General features: G+C 69.1%; 14 protein-coding genes. 3 read left to right on the top strand and 11 right to left on the bottom strand.

From position 1 onward, the window contains the following. Window positions 1–119 precede the first annotated feature (119 nt). On the top strand, window positions 120–1064 hold the full coding sequence (locus tag H2Q94_RS26640; protein ID WP_243789898.1) for an SDR family NAD(P)-dependent oxidoreductase: 945 nt from the start codon (window positions 120–122) through the stop codon (window positions 1062–1064). A gap of 90 nt (window positions 1065–1154) precedes the next feature. Here H2Q94_RS26640 and H2Q94_RS26645 read toward each other — a convergent pair whose 3' ends face one another. Together H2Q94_RS26645 and H2Q94_RS26650 are read right to left on the bottom strand one after the other, a co-directional pair. Further along, the gene (locus tag H2Q94_RS26645) at window positions 1155–4112 is read right to left on the bottom strand and encodes an AAA family ATPase (protein WP_243789899.1); all 2958 of its coding nucleotides are present in this window, start codon (window positions 4110–4112) and stop codon (window positions 1155–1157) included. Continuing rightward, the gene (locus H2Q94_RS26650; protein WP_243789900.1) at window positions 4109–5290 is read right to left on the bottom strand and encodes an exonuclease SbcCD subunit D; all 1182 of its coding nucleotides are present in this window, start codon (window positions 5288–5290) and stop codon (window positions 4109–4111) included. Before H2Q94_RS26650 ends, H2Q94_RS26645 begins: the two co-directional genes overlap by 4 nt. Window positions 5291–5662: 372 nt before the next feature. On the opposite strand from H2Q94_RS26650, the gene H2Q94_RS26655 reads away from it, so the two are divergent. Further along, the gene (locus H2Q94_RS26655; RefSeq protein WP_243789901.1) at window positions 5663–6595 is read left to right on the top strand and encodes a DNA recombination protein RmuC; all 933 of its coding nucleotides are present in this window, start codon (window positions 5663–5665) and stop codon (window positions 6593–6595) included. A 42-nt stretch (window positions 6596–6637) separates the two neighbouring features. On the opposite strand, the gene H2Q94_RS26660 is transcribed toward H2Q94_RS26655, so the two are convergent. From H2Q94_RS26660 to H2Q94_RS26670, 3 genes are all read right to left on the bottom strand, one after another. Beyond that, window positions 6638–7555 (bottom strand): alpha/beta hydrolase, encoded by a 918-nt coding sequence (locus H2Q94_RS26660; RefSeq protein WP_243789902.1) that lies wholly within the window; start codon window positions 7553–7555, stop codon window positions 6638–6640. A 351-nt stretch (window positions 7556–7906) separates the two neighbouring features. Further along, on the bottom strand, window positions 7907–9400 hold the full coding sequence (locus H2Q94_RS26665; RefSeq protein WP_243789903.1) for an FGGY-family carbohydrate kinase: 1494 nt from the start codon (window positions 9398–9400) through the stop codon (window positions 7907–7909). A gap of 249 nt (window positions 9401–9649) precedes the next feature. Beyond that, the gene (locus H2Q94_RS26670) at window positions 9650–11065 is read right to left on the bottom strand and encodes an L-fucose/L-arabinose isomerase family protein (protein WP_243789904.1); all 1416 of its coding nucleotides are present in this window, start codon (window positions 11063–11065) and stop codon (window positions 9650–9652) included. A gap of 336 nt (window positions 11066–11401) precedes the next feature. Between H2Q94_RS26670 and H2Q94_RS26675 the strand changes: the two genes are divergently transcribed. Continuing rightward, window positions 11402–12394, top strand: a complete 993-nt coding sequence (locus tag H2Q94_RS26675; protein ID WP_243789905.1) for a LacI family DNA-binding transcriptional regulator — start codon at window positions 11402–11404, stop codon at window positions 12392–12394. Between the two features lies 1 nt (window position 12395). On the opposite strand, the gene H2Q94_RS26680 is transcribed toward H2Q94_RS26675, so the two are convergent. The 6 genes from H2Q94_RS26680 to H2Q94_RS26705 form a co-directional block, all read right to left on the bottom strand. Next, entirely contained in the window at window positions 12396–13220 is an 825-nt protein-coding gene (locus H2Q94_RS26680) for an ESX secretion-associated protein EspG (protein ID WP_243789906.1), read from the bottom strand. Beyond that, entirely contained in the window at window positions 13220–14140 is a 921-nt protein-coding gene (locus H2Q94_RS26685) for a hypothetical protein (RefSeq protein ID WP_243796049.1), read from the bottom strand. Before H2Q94_RS26685 ends, H2Q94_RS26680 begins: the two co-directional genes overlap by 1 nt. 399 nt (window positions 14141–14539) lie before the next feature. Beyond that, entirely contained in the window at window positions 14540–15202 is a 663-nt protein-coding gene (locus H2Q94_RS26690) for a DUF3558 domain-containing protein (RefSeq protein WP_309501085.1), read from the bottom strand. After that, entirely contained in the window at window positions 15138–15464 is a 327-nt protein-coding gene (locus H2Q94_RS26695; protein WP_243789908.1) for a hypothetical protein, read from the bottom strand. The genes H2Q94_RS26690 and H2Q94_RS26695 overlap by 65 nt, the downstream gene beginning before the upstream one ends. Window positions 15465–15807: 343 nt before the next feature. Continuing rightward, the gene (locus H2Q94_RS26700) at window positions 15808–16221 is read right to left on the bottom strand and encodes a hypothetical protein (RefSeq protein ID WP_243789909.1); all 414 of its coding nucleotides are present in this window, start codon (window positions 16219–16221) and stop codon (window positions 15808–15810) included. A gap of 157 nt (window positions 16222–16378) precedes the next feature. After that, a complete protein-coding gene (locus H2Q94_RS26705) occupies window positions 16379–16861 on the bottom strand; it encodes a hypothetical protein (RefSeq protein WP_243789910.1) in 483 nt (160 codons plus the stop codon). Window positions 16862–16906 lie beyond the last annotated feature (45 nt).

Raw genomic sequence — 16906 nt, forward strand, 5'->3', positions numbered from 1 at the left:
TGAGTGAGCCTCCCCGTTGAGCACTTCGGACGCGGCCCGGAGGCGAAGTGCGGCTGCGGCCTAGCCGCTGCGCGTCACCACAACGGCAGGATCACTCGACAAGCGCACCGGAGATATCGATGGCACAGCCGCACGAACCCCTCCCCGACCTCGCGGGCCGCACCATCGTGGTCACCGGCACTACGTCCGGTCTGGGCCTCGCCCTGTCCGGTGCGCTGGCCAAGGCCGGTGCCCGCGTGCTGATGACCGTTCGAGACGCCGAACGCGGCGCGGCGGCCGTCGAACAGGTGCGGGCCGGACTCGACGGCCGGGGCTCGGCCGAGGCCGTCATGCTCGATCTGGCCGATCTCGCCTCGGTCCGCACCGCCGCCGCGGACATCCGGGAACGCACCGGCGACCGGGTCGACGTGCTGATCAACAACGCCGCCGTGTCGCTGGGTCCGCATGAGCGAACCCGCGACGGGTTCGAGCTGCAGATCGGGACCAACCACCTCGGCCCGGCCGCGCTGACCTGGCTGCTGATGCCGGCGCTGCGGGCAGCGGGCGGCTCCGAGCTGCCCGCTCGGGTCGTGACGACATCAAGCCTCGGACACCGCACCGGTGGACTCGATCTCAGCGACCCGCACTGGGATCGCCGACGCTATTCACCCACGCTCGCCTACGGGGCCTCGAAACTCGCGAACCTGTTGTTCGCCGCGGAGCTCGATCGGCGGTTGCGCCTGACCGGGGAACCGGTGCTGTCGGTCGCCGCCCATCCGGGACTGACGGTGTCGGAACTGCTGAACAACAGCCTCACCCGCGGCGGAACCTGGCGTGCTCGCCTGCTCCTGATCCCGGAACGGCTCCTCTCCCAGCCGGTCTCCGCGGGGGTCGCGCCCCAGCTCCTCGCCGCCACCGGGCCGGTGCGCGGCGGCGACTACACGGGACCGACCGGGCCGTTCGAGACGCGCGGCCCCGCCGGACCCGCCCGCCGCTCAACGGCCGCGCGGGACCCGGAGCTCGCCCGCGAGTTGTGGGAGTTCACGGCCGCCGCAACCGGCGTCGCACCGGACCCCGCCGAATAGGCCGCTACGTCAGAAAACGCGCCGCCGGTGGCGGCGAAACGGCGCCGAGTTCCGCCACCCGGGGGCATGCGGCGAGCAGGAACCAAGAGATCAAGTGTCCAGTTCGATGGTGGAGCCGCGATCGCGGGACTTGCGGATGCGCAGCCGCACTCCGATGCGCTGGCGCATCTCGTCGACGTGCGAGACGAGACCGATGACCCGTCCTCCTGCGCGGAGTTCGTCGAGGGTGTCCATCACCAGGTCCAGGGTGTTCGCGTCGAGCGAGCCGAAACCTTCGTCGATGAACAGGGTGTCCAGCAGCGCGCCACCGGTCTCTCCTGCGACGACGTCGGCGAGCCCCAGCGCCAGCGACAACGAGGCCATGAACGACTCACCGCCGGAGAGCGTCTTCGTCGAGCGGGTGTGGCCGGAGTAGTCGTCGAGCACGTCCAGTCCGAGGCCGCCACGGGTGCCGCGGGCGCCTGCGGCGTCGGAGTGCACGAACGAGTAGCGGCCGTCGCTCATCCGCTGCAACCGGCGGGTCGCGGTGATCGCCACCTCCTCCAGCCGGGCGGCCAGCACGTAGGAACGCAGCGACATCTTGCGGGCGTTCTGGCCGCGCCCGTTGACGACGTCGGCGAGCGCCTCCAGCTCGGCGTGTTCGGCGAGCGCCGGACCCAGTTCGTCCCAGGCCGCGCGGAGCCGGGTCGCGAGCAGCCGCACGTCCTGTTCGCGCTGCTCCGCGCGTTGCGCGGTGGCGGTGGCGCGTTCGGCGGCTTCGCGGGCGGTCGTAGCGGCTTCGGCGGCGGCTTCCAGGCCGATCTCGGTGTCGGCGTCGATGCCGAACAGTTCTTCGCTGCCGAGCGTGGATCGCGCGGTGGCCCGGCGTTGTTCGGCTCGGGTGAGGGCGTCGGTGAGTTCCGCGCGCCGGGTTTCGTCGCGTTCGGCGGCGAGTGCGTCGTCGGTGCCGTCGAAGCCCGCTTCGACGGCCGCCGCACGCAGCGCGGCACGCTGCTTGGCCAGGCGTTTCTCCGCTTCGTCGCGGGTGCCGCGGGCGGTGATCAGGCGGTCGAGTCGCGCGACCCGGTCGAGCAGGTGCGCGCGGTGCTCGGCGATGCCGGAGTGTTCCCCGCGGGCCGCGTCCAGCCGCGCGGCACGACTGTCCACTGTGGACTGAAGGCCGGTGCGTTCGGTGCGGGCGGCGGCGATCCGCTGATCGAGTTCACCGCGCTGTTCGGTGAGCCGCTGCGCGGAGGACTCCAGCTCGGCGAGCTCCTCGGTGCGGTCGCGGACCTGCTCGGCGAGGGCGCGCACCGCGTCGCGCTGCTCGGTGGCGGCGGCCGTGTCGGCCGCGAGGTCGTCGGTGCTGCGGTCGCCGATCCGTTCCAGCAGCAGGTCCAGGTGCCTGCGCGCTTCGGTTTCCTTCGCGGCGGCCGCTTCGCGGCGGGTCTGCGCCTGCTGTTCGGCGTGCTGGGCGCGTTCTTCGTCGTCGGCGGTGACCGAATCGTCCACCGCCGCGCGCGGCTCTGGGTGCTCCGCTGAACCGCACACGGGGCAGGCGGCCCCGGCGGTGAGGCCCGCGGCGAGTTCGGCGGCCATGCCCGCGAGCCTGCGATCACGCAGGTCCAGCAGGGTTTCGCGGGCCTGCTGGTGCACGTCCACGGCCCGCTGCGCGGCCGCGGCGGCCTGGTCGTGCTCCTGCCGCGCCGTGGGCACGGCGCGCGCGGTGCGCAGGAGTTCGGCGAGTTCCGCGACTTTCGCGTCGGCCTGCTCGCGGCGGGTCTCGGCCTGCTTGGCCTCGTCGAGCCGGGCGCGGACGGTGCTGATGCGTTCCGGCAGCGCGGCTTGGCGTTCGGCCAGGTCGGCGCTCGTCCGCTCGTCGGCGTCGATGCCGCGGGTGAGCTCGGTGATCCGGGCGTGGTCGGTTTCCTGTTGCCGCGCTTCGGGAAGCAGCTCGGCGAGCGCACCGGCACGTTCCCGGTGGGTGCCCGTCAGCGAGCGCAGTTCATCGAGCGAGGCGTCGGTGTCCACGCCGGGGCAGTCCGTCGCAGCGTGTCCCGCTTCGCGTTCCGCGCGGTCCAGCTCGGTCTCGGCCTCGGTCAGCGCGCGGCGGACGGTGAGCACCGGCAGCACGCGTTGCGCCGCGTCCAGTTCGACACGCCACTGCTCGTGGTCGCGGCGCTGCTCGTCGAGTTCGGCGAGGTCGGCGTGGGCGTTGCGGACTCGGCGGACCTTCTCGGCGAGCTCGCGGCGCGCGGTCAGTTCCTTGTCCGCGGCTTCGCGGCGTTCGCCGAGTTCGGCGAGGGCGCGGCGGGTCTCGTCGAGTTCGGCGGCGAGGTGCTTTTCCCAGCCCTCCAGCCAGAATCGCTCGTCGGCACCCTCCTCCGGGTCCTGTCCGACGACCTGGGCGACACGAGCGACGAGCTCCCGGACCCGCTGGGTGTGCGCCTCCACGGCGCGGCCGCGCTCCCGGCGGTGGTCGACGAACCACTGCTCGACGTCGGCGAACCGCTGGGTGCCGAACAGCTTCTCCAGCAGCTTCTCGCGTTCGGTGGTCTCCGCGCGCAGGAAGTTCGCGAACTCGCCCTGCGGCAGCAGCACGACCTTCGTGAACTGGTCGACGCTCATCCCGAGCAGCCGCTGCACCGTGCGGTTGACCTCGTCGATGCGGGCGGAACCTTCCGACGGTGCGCCCTCGGGGGCTTCGCTCACCCAGGTCAGGGAGGCTTTCGCGTTGCGGGTGGTGATGCCTTCGCCGCGCTTCTTTCGCTGGTCGTACTTGGGGCTGCGGACGATGCGCAGCCGGTGGCCCTGCACGGTGAGTTCCAGCTCGACCGAAGTGGCCACGTCGTCGGCGGCGGTGTCGCAGCGCAGCTGTTTGACCTGCTCCCGCGCGCCGGGCACGGCGCCGTAGAGCGCGAAGCAGATCGCGTCGAGCAGGCTGGTCTTGCCCGCGCCGGTGTCGCCGTGCAGCAGGAACAGGCCGTCGGTGCCGAGCGCGTCGAAGTCCACTTCGGCGCGGTCCCGGTACGGGCCGAACGCGCTGATCGTCAGCTGGTGCAGTCTCATTCGCGCACCTCGGCGATCTGCACGGCGTGCAGGGCTTCGGCCAGCAGCGCACGTTCGCCGTCGGTGGGTTCGGAGCCTCGGCAGTCGGCGACGAAGCCCTCGGCCACCGCCGGGTCGTCGCGGCCGCGCACCGCCTCGGAGTAGCGCAGTTCCGCGGTGGCCCGCCCACCGGCGGGCTGCCATTCCAGGTGGACGGCGTGCGGGAAGCGTTCTTGCAGGGCGCGCATCGCGTCCACCGGACGGACCTCGTCGGTGAGGGTCGCGGACAGGAAGCAGTCTTCGTAGGCCGCGTATTCGGGTTCGCTCAGCAGCGCTTCCAGTTCGCCGCGCACGGTCGCGAGTTCGCGCGGCACGGGCAGCTCGTGGCGGCGCACCTCGCTCAAGCCGGTGGCGTCGAGGTCCACCAGCCAGACGGATTTCCGTTGCGCCGCCTCGGAGAACGAGTAGGCCACCGGGCTACCGGAGTAGCGCAGGTGCTCGGCGAGCCGTTGCGGCCCGTGCAGGTGTCCGAGCGCGACGTAGTCCACCCCGTCGAACACGGCGCCGGGGACGTGGTCCACGCCGCCGACGGCGATGGTGCGTTCGGAGTCGCTGGTGTCGCCGCCGGTGACAAAGGCGTGCGCGAGCACCACGGATCGGGTCGCGTCGGTGCGGGCCGCCAGATCGGCGCGGATGCGGTTCATCGCCTCGGTGAGCACGCCTTCGTGTCCGCGCTTCTCGACCGCGCCCGCGCCCGGCGCGCCGGTGGTGGAGTCGAGGACCTGCCGGGCCGGATCCGGTTCCAGGTAAGGGATTCCGTAGAAGGCGACCGGCCCGTGCTCGTCGTCGAGCAGCACCGGCTCGTGCAGTTCGGAGATGCGGGTGCGCAGGTGCAGGCCGCCCGCGGCGGCGAACTCGCCGAACGCTCCAACGCGCGCCGCGGAGTCGTGGTTTCCCGGTGTCACCACCAGCTGCGCGCCCGCCGCCCGCAACCGGCCGAGCACGCGCACGCAGGTCTCCACGGCCTCGCTCGACGGCACCGCGCGGTCGTAGAGGTCACCGGACACGACGACGACGTCGACGTGCTCGTCGGAGATCACGTCGGCCAGCCCGGACAACACCGCTTCCTGCTCGGTGAGCAGGTCACGGCCGTGGAACGTCCGCCCCACGTGCCAGTCGGAGGTGTGCAGCACCCGCATGGAGGTCAAGCTACCGAACCCCTCCGACCCTGATCGCGGTGCGTCGGCGGGAGACCCGACACCGCCACGCACCGCACCCATCGCGTCGCGAACCGCTCACTTGCCGCTGCCTCCTTCACCCGGTCTCACCGGTCGAACGGGCCATTGACCAGCCCGGCCTCCTGGAGTGGACGACCCCGTTGACGGAGGCCTGGGCAGCGGGGCCATTCACCTGGGCGGCCATGTGCACGACATGCCTCGGCGTGTCGGATCACCCTTGCCCAGCAGGAGAAACACCGCGCGTCCGGCCGATCACGCGGAGCTCGCGGCGATCGCGGCCGGATTGTCGGGGCGATGCGGAATGATCGGGTTCCCCGCCGAAAGGAGATCGCCATGGGTACCGGCGTGCTGACCGCCGTCATGATCGTGCTGATGCTGCTGTTCGCGGGGGCGCTGCTGCTGATCTGGCGGCTCTACACCGACTCCGCGCGCCGCGCCGACGAAGCGCTGCGCATGGTCGAGACCGAACGCGCCCGCACCGTCGAGCAGCAGGCCGCGCTGCGTCGCTACGAGGTGGCGTTCGCGTCGATCACCGGCCGCGGCGAGCTCGGTGAGCAGGTGCTCGTCGAAACGGCGAAGTCGCTCGGGCTACGCGAAGGCGTGCACTTCAGCGTGCAGACCGACCTGGCCGGAGGCGGCGCCGCCCGGCCGGACCTGGTGCTCACCGTCGGCGGCGGCAGGCAGGTCCCGGTGGACGCGAAAGCCAGCCTCGCGGTGTGGGCGGAGGCGATGGAGACCAACGATCCGCAGGAGCGCGGCGAGGCGTTGCGGGTGCACGTGCGCAACATCCGCTCCCGCGCGGCGGAACTGGCGGGCAAGGGCTACCAGCGCTGGGCGGACGCGATCTACGGCACGATCATGTTCGTGCCTTCCGACGCGGCCGTGGTGACCGCGCTGGACACCGATCCGAGCCTGCTGTCCTGGCTGCTCGACAAGCGCGTTTTCCTGTGCGGCCCAACGAGTTTCGCGGTGCTCGCCTCGGCAGCGCTGTTCGCGGCGACCGAACGCACCATCGCCGAGGACATCGAGCAGGTGCGTTCGCAGGCGGTCCGCGCGCAGCGGGCGGCCTCGGGCGCGGTGGAGGCGGTGAACCTCTCCAGCACGCACCTGCAGCGGTTCGTCTCGGCCCGCCGCCGGGAACTGGACGCGCTGGAATCGTTCCGCGGCGCCGTGCAGCCGCTGGCCGAGAGCGCGGGCGGCTCGGCCTCCATCGGCTCCGTCCGGCGGGAGGAGGAAGGGCTGGTCGGGGAGGTCTCGGAGAACTGACTCAGCCGTGCTCGGTGAGGAAGGCGTCCATCGCGTCGACGATCAGCGGGACGCTCGGCCCGGGGTGAAGCCGTGGTCGAAGTCGTCGTAGGGGTGCAGCGCGACTTCCACCCCGAGCTCGCGCAGCTCGTCCGCGAAGTCCAGGCTCTGCTTGATCGGCACCAGCGAGTCCTTCGTGCCGTGCTGCATCAGGAACGGCGGTTCGGCGCCGGAGAGGTTGCGGATCGGGCTGGCCGCGTCGGCGTGCCGCGGGCATTCGCTGGGCATGCAGCCCAGGTACTTCCGCACCGTGCGGCGGGAGTAGTCGGACAGCTGCGGGTTCGCGAGCTCCGCTTCGACGGTCAGGTCGGTCGGCCCGAACCAGTTGACGACACCACGGATTCCGGTGAGCCCGCCGCCGGGTTCGGCCGGATCGTCGGTGACCGCGCCGAGCTGCGAGACCAGCAGCCCACCCGCCGAAGCGCCCCACAGCACCACGCGCTCCGAGTCGAGCCGCCAGCCCCCGGCGTGGCGCTGCAACCAGCGGACCGCCTCCGCGACGTCCTCGACCTGCCCCGGAGCGGGAACCAGATCGCTGAGCCGATAGTCCACCGTGGCCACCGCGAAGCCCTTGCTCAGCATCCGTTCGGCCGCCAGCGACTCGGCGGCTCCGCCGGCGGCGAGGCGCCCGTCGATCGCCCGATCACCCGCGTCCCAGCCGCCGCCGTGCGCGTAGATGACGAGGGGGTGCGGCCCGTCGCCCGCAGGCAGGAACAGGTCGAGCGAGAGCGGGCCGCTCGGACGCTGCGCGTACACCTGATCGGGGATCGCCCGAGTCGCCCCCAGGTCGGCGGCGGCCGCGCCGATCAGCGTCCCGTTCCCCGGTTCGGACGAGGCGACGCATCCCGCGGTGAGCGCGCCGACGGTCAGCGCCGCCGTTCCTGAGAGCACCGCTCGCCAGAACCGCCGCGCCGAGACCATGCCGCCCTCCCGGAACCACTGGCTCCGATCACCGGCGCCGACCGCCAAGGACCTTAACAAGCCCCTCACCCATTCGAGTGGCGCCAGCCTGCCCGAAAACAAGTGAACGGACCGTTCATCCAACTAGATCGGACAAACGGTCCGCTCACTCACCACAGGACCACGCACACCCAGCACAAGCGGAGCGGAGTGAACGGACCGTTCGTCCGATCCCCTTGGACAAACGGTCCGCTCACTCCGAACCCGCAGCCGCAGCCGCTGGGCGACAGCTGATCGAAATGAGTGAACGGACCGTTCGCCCAACGAGACTGGACGAACGGTCCGCTCACTCGAATCGAGGCCCGCCGCGGCTCAGGAGTCGGCGGCGTGCTGTTGGGCCGCGAGGAAGTGCTGGATGTCGGCGGTGGCGGTGTAGAGCTCCAGGTAGCGCTGGTAGAAGGCGTCGTAGCGCTCGGTGCGCGCCGGGTCGGGGACGACGGTGCGCGAGACGGGGTTCCAGTCGCGCTCGTTCACGGCGGTGCCGGTGGCGACGCCCGCCATCAGCGCGTCGCCGAAGGCGGCTCCGACGGTCTCGCTCGGAACCTGCTGCTCCTGCCCGGAAATGTCGGAGACGATCTGCGTCCACAGCCCGCCTTGGGTGCCGCCGCCGACGGCGACGAGCCGCCCGGCGCGGCCACCGGCGGAGCTCATCGCCTCCAGGTTGTGCCGCACCCCGTAGCCGATGCCTTCCAGCGCGGCCCGATACACCTCGGCCCGCCCGTGGCTGGTGGTGAGCCCGAGCAGCGCACCGCGGGCGTCGGGGTCGAAGATCGGCGTCCGCTCCCCCGCGAAGTACGGCAGCAGCAGCAACCCGCGGCTCCCGGCGGGCGCACCGGAGGCCTGCTCGACGAGTTCGGCGAAGTCGCCGTCGACGAGCCGCCGGATCCAGTCGGTCACCGCACCGGAGGTCGCCATGCCCGCGGCGAGCGTGTACGTGCCGGGAAAGACTCCGCAGGTCCCCCACAGCGCGGAGTGCGGCCGCGGGTCGGTGAGCACCTGCACGAAGAACATCGTGGTGCCGTACATCAGCATCACGTCGCCGGGTTCGCGCACGCCCGCACTGGTGGCTTCGGCCCAGGCGTCGATGGTTCCGGTGGTGACGGGGAGTCCTTCGGGCAGCCCGGTTTCGGCGGCGGCTTGCGGGCCGACCTTTCCGACGATCTCGGTGGGCCAGGCCAGTTCGGGTAGCGGCAGGTCGGGGGCGACGCGCTGCGCCCACTCCTTCGACCAGTCCCGCGCCTGCAGGTCGTAGAGCGGGTCGCACTGGCTCGCCGAGTGGTGGTCGAGCACGTAGCGCCCGGTCAGCCGGTGCACCAGGTAGGAGCTGCACATGAGCAGCTTCTCGGTGCGCGCGTACACCTCGGGTTCGTTCTTGGCGAGCCACCGGATCTTCGGCCCCACGGCCTGGCTGGTCAGCGCGGAGCCACCGCGGCGCAGGATCTCGTCGGCACCGAATTCCTCGGTGAGCTCGGCGATTTCGGTGGTGGCGCGGGTGTCGACGCCGTAGAGGATCGCGGGCCGCAGCGGGTTGCCGTCCCCGTCGGCGGGCAGCAGCACGGGGCCGATGCCGCTGACGCCGAGCCCTTCGATGCTGCGGCCTTCGGCGGCGGGCACGAGTTCTCGCACGATGCCGACGAAGTCGTTCCACCACACGGATTCCGCGTCGTGCTCGACCCAGCCCGGATGCGGGTAGGAGGTCTCGTGCGGCCGGGTCGCCCGGGCGACGATCCGCCCGTCGGTGGTGACCAGCACACCTTTGGAGCTCGACGTTCCGATGTCGACTCCGATCAGCAAGCCCTCAGACATGGCCTGTTCCTCCCGCTCGTCCGGTGTTCCCCCGCGGCATCGTAAAGACCCCTCGTCCGGGTGATCCGCACTCCTGTCCGTTTCGGACTTTGCGGGGTCCCCGGTCGGCCATCGGCCGGAGTCCGATTCCGGCCGATGGCCCTTGAACGTGGCCTGTGACCTGGCATGGAGCGAAACCGAGCCGCACCACGCCAGTTTTTGGCTTTGCCCGATTCAGATTGTTCGGGTTTGCCTCAGCGACCGAGCACGTCAGCCGCGGGTCCATTCGTCCAGCCGCACGCCGAGCTGCTCGGCGACGGCGCGCAGTGCCGCGCGGTGGTCGCCGGGGACGGCGTGCAGGTGGTTGGCGCCGAACTTGGACAGGAACACGTCACCGGGCGCGTCGAGCCGGGCGAACGCGTGCGGCCATTCCGGCGTGGACTGTTCGACGAGGGCGCGGTTGGTGTCGTCGTCGTAGCTCTCGAACTCGCCGAGCATCATCTGCAGCCGGTATTCGCCGGCTTCCCGGGTGAGCCTGCCGAGCGTCATCTGTCCTGGCGCGGCGATGTGCTGCACGGAAGCGCCGCCCGCAGGGAAGAAGAACACCTCCGGGTAGAAGTTGACCTTGGCGAGGTTCTCGGCGGGGTCGTCGCTGCGCGCCGCGTACCAGGTGGCGTGCTGCCCGGAGTTGCACAGGTCCCAGATGTCCCGGTCGGCGTGGTAGTGCCGCACGTCGGCGAACAGCACCGGGGTGCGGGCGACCTGCTTGAACAGTTGCATGGTCAGCGCGCCGTCCATGTCGGCTTCGGTGGCGCAGACGTGGGTTTCCTTCGGCCCGTTCCAGTCGTAGGGGTCGTTGAGGAATGCTTCGGTGACGTCCATCGTCGCGAAGTTCTCGGTGAGTTCCGGTTGCCCTTTGATGCCGGAGAAGTCGAGGTTGCGTTCGGCGATGATGTCGCGGACCGCGATGTAGGAGCGGATCTGGCGTTCGAGCAGCTCAGGGGTGAGTTTCTTGCCGTCGTAGTGGACTCCGGCGGCGTGCTGCTCGATCCACTCGCGGCCTTTGCGGGCTTCGGCGGTGTCGGCTTTGTCGGCGCGCAGCACGAGTTCGTACTGGTCGATCTCTTCGACGTCGATGCCGAATTGGCGTTGCCACTGGTCGGTGTTGGCGACGGCGGTGTTCATGCCCATGGGTCGCCCGCCGAACCGCCCGAAGGTGGAGCCGCGCAGGGATTTCACGGCCGCGGCGGCGGTGGCTTGGACACCGATGGCGTCGGCGAGCTCCGGCGAGTCGGGGGCGCCCCAGGCTCGGGTGTGCTTGCGCCCGATCTGGTCGAGGGCGCCGCCCGCGGCGAGCATTCCGACGAGGCCGGGCTCGGTGGGGTCGGTGCTGGCGACGAGCACCAGCGGGCTGCGAGTGGCGTCGGCGGCGAGCATCGTGAAGTGCGGGAAGCACCAGACGGTGTAGTAGAAGACGGTGACGTCGACGTCGGCGGCCGCTACCGCGCGGGCCACGGAGGTGGCGAGCACGTTGGTGGCGACGAGGTCGTCACCTGCTACGACGTCGTGTCCGGCAGCCCGCAGTGAGGCCACGAGGGCGTCCTGCTTGGCTTGGATGAATTCCGCGTTGCGAGCGTGCACATGATCACGACCGTCGGAAATGCCGACCACACCGATGCGGGCCACGGGTCCTCCCAGGTTCTGCGGAACGTGCCAGGGTCGCGTCCGGAGGTGGGGTTCCGGATCGCGTCGAACGGGATCCTCGAACGGGTTCCGGAACGGGCCGTCCCGCTGCGTGAACGTGCCTGTTCCGTGCCAACTCTCGCCGCGCCCGGCGGTGCCTGGGAACGCATCGGGCGTGCCTGCGCTGGGGGTTCCGCGCCTGCCGCCGCCACCCGAATTCGTTCACCGTTGACCGACCGGGTTATGAGCAATCGTTTTCTCGGAAGTTATTCTGGGCTTGCCGAGGCTGTCAAGGAATCCGCGCCGCAACCACGCGGCCAGCCGACATCAGGAGGTTCGGTGGCGACGATCAGTGATGTGGCGGCCAGGGCCGGGGTTTCCACCGCGACGGTCTCACGTGCGCTCAACGGCAAGAGCACCGTGGACCCGGAGTTGGCGGCGCGGGTGGCGGCGGCCGCCGACGAGCTCGGCTACCGCCCGAACGGGCCGGCCCGCAACCTGCGCAAACAGGAGACAGCGGTCCTCGCGTTGATCATTTCGGATGTGGAGAACCCGTTCTTCACCGCGATTTCCCGAGGCGTCGAGGACGTGGCGCACACCGCGGGTTATTCGGTGGTGCTGTGCAATTCCGACGACGATCCGGCGAAGGAACGCGAGTACCTGGACGTGGCGTTGCAGGAACGCGTCGCGGGCGTCCTGCTGTCCCCGACCGGCCGGGAGGAGGGCGCGGCTCTGCTGCGCGCGCATGGCACTCCGGTCGTGGCGTTGGACCGTCCGTTGCCGGGCGGTGGGGACACGGTCGTGGTGGACAGCGGCAACGCCGCGAAGAGCGCCACGCTGCACTTGGCGGATCAGGGTTATCGCCGCATCGGCTGCCTCACCGGCCCGAGCGGCATGCCCACGGCGGACGCGCGCCTGGACGGCTACCGCGACGGCCTGCGCACGGCGGGCCTCACGGACGCGGGCCTGGTCCGGCACACCGAGTTCCGCGCGACCGGCGCCCGCCGAGCGGCACGTCAGCTGCTGGACCAGGACGAGCCGCCGGACGCGTTGCTGGTCGCGAACAACGCGATGGCCGTGGGCGTGCTGGAAACGCTCGGCGAGCTGGGTCTGCGGGCGGGCCGCGACGTCGGAGTGATCGCGTTCGACGACGCACCGTGGGCGACGTTGCTGGATCCGCCGTTGAGCGTCGTGTCCCAACCCGCCTACGACATGGGTTCGGTGGGGGCGCAGTTGTTGTTGCGCCGCATCAGCGGCGACCAAGGTGAGCCGACCACGCGAACGTTGTCGGCTCACCTCGTCGCACGCGGCAGCACCCGGCGCACCACCTGAGTCACCGGGCGGCGGACACAGCCACCATCCGGAGCATCTCCTCGATTTTCGCGGTGAGCTTGCGCCGGTCGGCGGGGGCGACGGTGAACCACTGCCGCCCGTCGCCGCCTTCGCGCTTCTGCGTCATGTAGCAGCCGTCGGCGCCGGTGAAGAACGACACCGAGTACGGCGGCCGGTGTGTGCGGCCGACTCGCCGATCGTGGCTGCGGGCGGTGAACACCCCGTCCAGTTCACGTTCGGCGGTGAGCACCGTCACCAGCACTCGCGCGTCGGCGCTCTTCACCCCCGCCCCGGTGAGCGCGTTGAGCAACGTCCCGTTCGGGTTGTTGCGCCTGCGCTTGGTGGCGTTGTCGAGCACGTCGGTCGGCACGCTCGCCGTTCCGCCGCGCCCCGGGGTCAGATTGCCGATCAGTTCGACCGCGTTTCCCGCCGGGCCGCCGAATTCCTGCCTGCTGAGCACGATGTCCTGGAGGTCGTCGTTGCTCTCGCCATCGGCTTGGTACGCCTGCACCGTGGCGCGGCCGTGTTCGACGCAGACCGCGTTGAACGAGGTCCCGCGTTTGGCGTGCACCGCCACCCCGACCGCCAGCGGCGGCTTGGACAGCAGTTGCCACGAGTCGTCCAGGAACGGATGCAGATCATCGCGTTCGAGGTAGCCGAGGCGAACCAGGTCCTGCCTGCCCGCTTGGGAGGCCCGGGTGCGTTCGTCCTCGGTGGGTTCGCCCGCGAGCCGCCCCACCCGCAGCAGCGGATGCAGGTGGCTGTCGAACCGCTCGCACAGGTAGGCGGCGGCCAACGGGCTGATCGACATTCTGCCTCGGCTCATCAGCGGTCCTGGTTCTCCCAGTCGCCGAAGACCGGCGGCGCCACTGCCCGCATGTCGTTGGTGAACACGTCTTCCTCCTCGATGAGCCAGCTGGGCCGCTCGTGCTCGGCGTCGTCGCCTTGCTGACCGCCGCGCCGGCCACCGCCGCCCATGCCGGCACCGGGAGCACCCGCGCCGCCACGGCCACCGGCCGCTCCGGCACCACCGGCCGCGGGAGCACCGCCACCGGCACCACCGAGACCACCAACACCGGCACGCCCACCGACGCCAGAGCCGGCCCCGGCACCTCCGCCGAGTCCGCCCGCGCGACCACCGGCTCCACCAGCGGAACCACCAGCACCACGACCGCCCGCAGCGCCGCCAGGACCACCATTGGGCGACTGCGCCCAGCGACCGTTGTGCGGGTTCTGCCGTTCCCAAGCCCCGGTCCCCGGGTTCTGGCGGTACAGCGTCCCGTCCGGACCGCGCACCACTCCCGGAGGCAGGCCACCGCTCGGCGACGAAGGCGCCCAAGCCGAACCGGATCCAGCCGGAGGAGCACCGGCACCAGAACCACCGCCCAGCGACGGAGCCCCACCACCGGCCACCGGCGACGAAGCCCACGACGACGAACTCCCCGCCGGTTCTCCCCCACCGGACGAAACGCCGCTGAACTGCGAACTCCCCATCGCGTCACGAGCGGACGGCGTGGTGGCCCCGGGCGGGGTGGCGTTGGCAGGCTCACCGGGCATCGGCTGGAACTCGGGAACCGCAGCGAGGTTGGCTTCAGTCTCGCGCTGGTAGCGCTCCTGAACCTCGGTCGCTCGGTCGTTGGTCAGCTGGAAGTCCTCTTGCCGCTCTTCGTAGTCGCTGGCCCAGCCGAGGTACCAAGTGTCGTCGTGATCATCGACCCACCCCTTCTCCGGCGGATCAAGCTGCACGGGACGACCGTTGGAAAGCGTCTCACCGTTACTCGGAATGTCACGGAACGTGGATACCTGCGACTCCGCCTGCTTGCCCAGCGCCGACGCAACACCAGTTGCAGTCTGAGACGCCGCCTCAGCATGCGGCACGATTTCATTAATCGAAGAATTCGCCGCATCCGCGGCGCGCCCTTCATGTGCAGCCTCAGCAGCACGAAGAGCATCGCTAATCTTGACAGCTAGTCCATCGAATTTACCGGCAGCCCGCTCCCACGCATCACTGCCGCGATCGAGGGCCGCAGGCAGTTCCATAGAGTCAGGAGAACCTGCCATGTTGGCGCGAAGCTGTTTCGCGCCTCCGGCATAGCAAGCCATCGCATTTACATCAGATGCAACCATAAACTAACTCCCCCTCAATTAGCTGGCCGCCGGCAATGCCGGAACCGAAGATTCGAGAGCCTTCTTAGCTAGACCACACGGATCAACCGGGGCGCCAGAACCATTTGCCTCGGTAGCGAAAGAATAGAGAATCTCATCATCTCTAGTGGCCAGATAAAGCGCACAACTACCGTTCGCAGGGTCGTCATCATTAGCCTGAACAGCGGGATGTCCAGCGATTTCCGACTCGGCGTAATCGACAAAGCCAGCCGAATTGTCGCGGTACACCTGCAGGGACCGCCCCGGAAGAACACTCAAAGAAACTGTGGTCTCCCCACCGGAAGAGCGCCATTTGCAATGCTCAGGCAAGCTCGGATCCAGTGCATCCTTCATCTTTTGCCCTTGAGGCTCAAGATTTAGAGTTTGCACATCCTGCGGCTTCAGCAAGGAACATACTTCCACCGCGGACGCATCCCTCGGATCCTTCACCCCAGAACCTTGACCGGACGGGGATCCTTGCGGCACCGGATCACTATCGCCCCCCGACCCGACCGCGCAACCAGAAGCCAGGGCCGCCAACGATACGAACCCGACGAGCGTCCGCAACACGGGATGGGACAAACTCTTTGACATCCCTCTACGACCGCCTTTCAATCTGACCCGCATCGACCGATGCATTTTCATCAGCACTGCGATACTCATCAAGCGTTGCCCGATAAGCTTCAATTTTCGCCGTCAACTTATCAATCATGGCGTTCGCCGAGCCCTGCAGCGAAGCATCCGCGCCATTAACGCGATCAGTGAAGAGCGCACGAGCCTCTCCCGTGATCGAGTCTTTCGCCGTGAGCTCCTTCGGCATAGCCCCACGCGAGGACTGCGCTAGTTCCTGGGCTTCATCCCGAGCCTCTTCGAGCTTCCGGATCGCACCCTCAAGTGCTTCTGGGTCAATTCTGAACCCGGTCATGCTTCCTCCCCTGGCATGTCCACGCGTCAGCTGAGCATGGTGCACGCTCGGGCATCTACGCGTGCGCGAACCTACTCAACTACCGGTATGACGATCAACACAGTAGTTGGTGACGCACTGAGGGTGATCGCCACCCGTTCAGCCCAATGGTTTCCAGGGAAGAGATTTGCACATTCTCCTGACCTGCATTAACAGCTCCATGCGAGCAAGGGCGCCCATGTCAGCAACGAGCTGAGACGAACGACGGAGAGCCGAACGAGGAGAGCGAGATCTCAACCGTTCCGTGACTCTGCTGCCTCTTGCAGGGGACGTGACCGCTGATCACCAGACTCAACTGACCCACTCACCGCACTCCCGGCAGATCCGACCGCAGCACCGCGAACGCGACGACCGTGGCGACGAAGGAAAAGACCATGGGGAGAAACAGAAATCCTGTCAATGGAAGGACCTCGACAGAACCGCCGGAGAAAATCTGAAGGAAGACCGCGGACAGACCTCCAAAAGCGAACAGACCCCCGGTCAGAACGAACCCAACGCGGCGGGTTCCGGTCGCACCGTTCACTTCCAGCCACCCGGCCTTGAAACACGACTGCGCCAGCATCACGCCCGACCCGTGCGCGATTCCAAACAATGTTACCGGCATTGTGCACATCACCGTGGCCAATGCGTATCCGCCCACGACCGCGAGGTTGAACGCCCACAGCGTTCCGACCACGCCGACCAGTACCGATACCAGCAGCAACGCCAGCCCGGCCACCAAAAGACATCGCTTCGCGTGCCGAGCCCACCCAGCGGACACCGGAATGTACCTCGGCGGCGGCTGCGGAACATGTGGAATAACTACGACCATTTCCAGATTCCTCTGTTGTTCCGGCAGTAAGGGCAGGATGCCAGCAACGACACCGCTACAGCGTTTACTGCGGATCAGGACGCATGGACTTCAGCAGGACGCCCCAAGCGACTCCGGCCATACCGACCGGCAATACCGCGAGACCCAGGTACGAGCATAGCTCCAGATCCAGGCTGATCGGACCATAACTGCGCCCTGCCGAAGTTCCAACGATAAGAGCCAGGCAAGCCACGCTCAGGCCGCTGGTACACACTGTTCCGATAAGCCACACCACCGACTGCCGAAGAACGCTACGAGCGCCGGCTACGTTGATACAGCCGCCACGAAAGTTCGCCTGCCCAAATAAGCAGCACAAGCCGACAATCCAAGAAAAGAAGGCGGACACGCCGATCATACCCGCCGTGAGCCACGACAACGGATCATCGGCGATCGGCAGGAAGAACGTCCACGGTATCCCGATCAGGGCGACTACCGGAGAAAGGATGACCAGCACCAGCCCGGCGAGGAGCAGCCTCAGCTTCATCCTGCGTTCCCATTCGAACGACACCCGAACATAATGGGGCGGCGGGGGCGGTCCGACCGGAATCGGAAC

The sequence above is a fragment of the Saccharopolyspora gloriosae genome (assembly GCF_022828475.1).
Classification (GTDB): domain Bacteria; phylum Actinomycetota; class Actinomycetes; order Mycobacteriales; family Pseudonocardiaceae; genus Saccharopolyspora_C; species Saccharopolyspora_C gloriosae_A.

What these genes read in the sequence shown, in the direction of transcription:
- H2Q94_RS26640 (WP_243789898.1), top strand. Translation starts at nt 120, where the DNA reads ATGGCACAGCCGCACGAACCCCTCCCCGACCTCGCGGGCCGCACCATC.
- H2Q94_RS26645 (WP_243789899.1), bottom strand. Translation starts at nt 4,112, where the DNA reads ATGAGACTGCACCAGCTGACGATCAGCGCGTTCGGCCCGTACCGGGAC.
- H2Q94_RS26650 (WP_243789900.1), bottom strand. Translation starts at nt 5,290, where the DNA reads ATGCGGGTGCTGCACACCTCCGACTGGCACGTGGGGCGGACGTTCCAC.
- H2Q94_RS26655 (WP_243789901.1), top strand. Translation starts at nt 5,663, where the DNA reads ATGGGTACCGGCGTGCTGACCGCCGTCATGATCGTGCTGATGCTGCTG.
- H2Q94_RS26660 (WP_243789902.1), bottom strand. Translation starts at nt 7,555, where the DNA reads ATGGTCTCGGCGCGGCGGTTCTGGCGAGCGGTGCTCTCAGGAACGGCG.
- H2Q94_RS26665 (WP_243789903.1), bottom strand. Translation starts at nt 9,400, where the DNA reads ATGTCTGAGGGCTTGCTGATCGGAGTCGACATCGGAACGTCGAGCTCC.
- H2Q94_RS26680 (WP_243789906.1), bottom strand. Translation starts at nt 13,220, where the DNA reads ATGAGCCGAGGCAGAATGTCGATCAGCCCGTTGGCCGCCGCCTACCTG.
- H2Q94_RS26690 (WP_309501085.1), bottom strand. Translation starts at nt 15,202, where the DNA reads ATGAGTATCGCAGTGCTGATGAAAATGCATCGGTCGATGCGGGTCAGA.
- H2Q94_RS26695 (WP_243789908.1), bottom strand. Translation starts at nt 15,464, where the DNA reads ATGACCGGGTTCAGAATTGACCCAGAAGCACTTGAGGGTGCGATCCGG.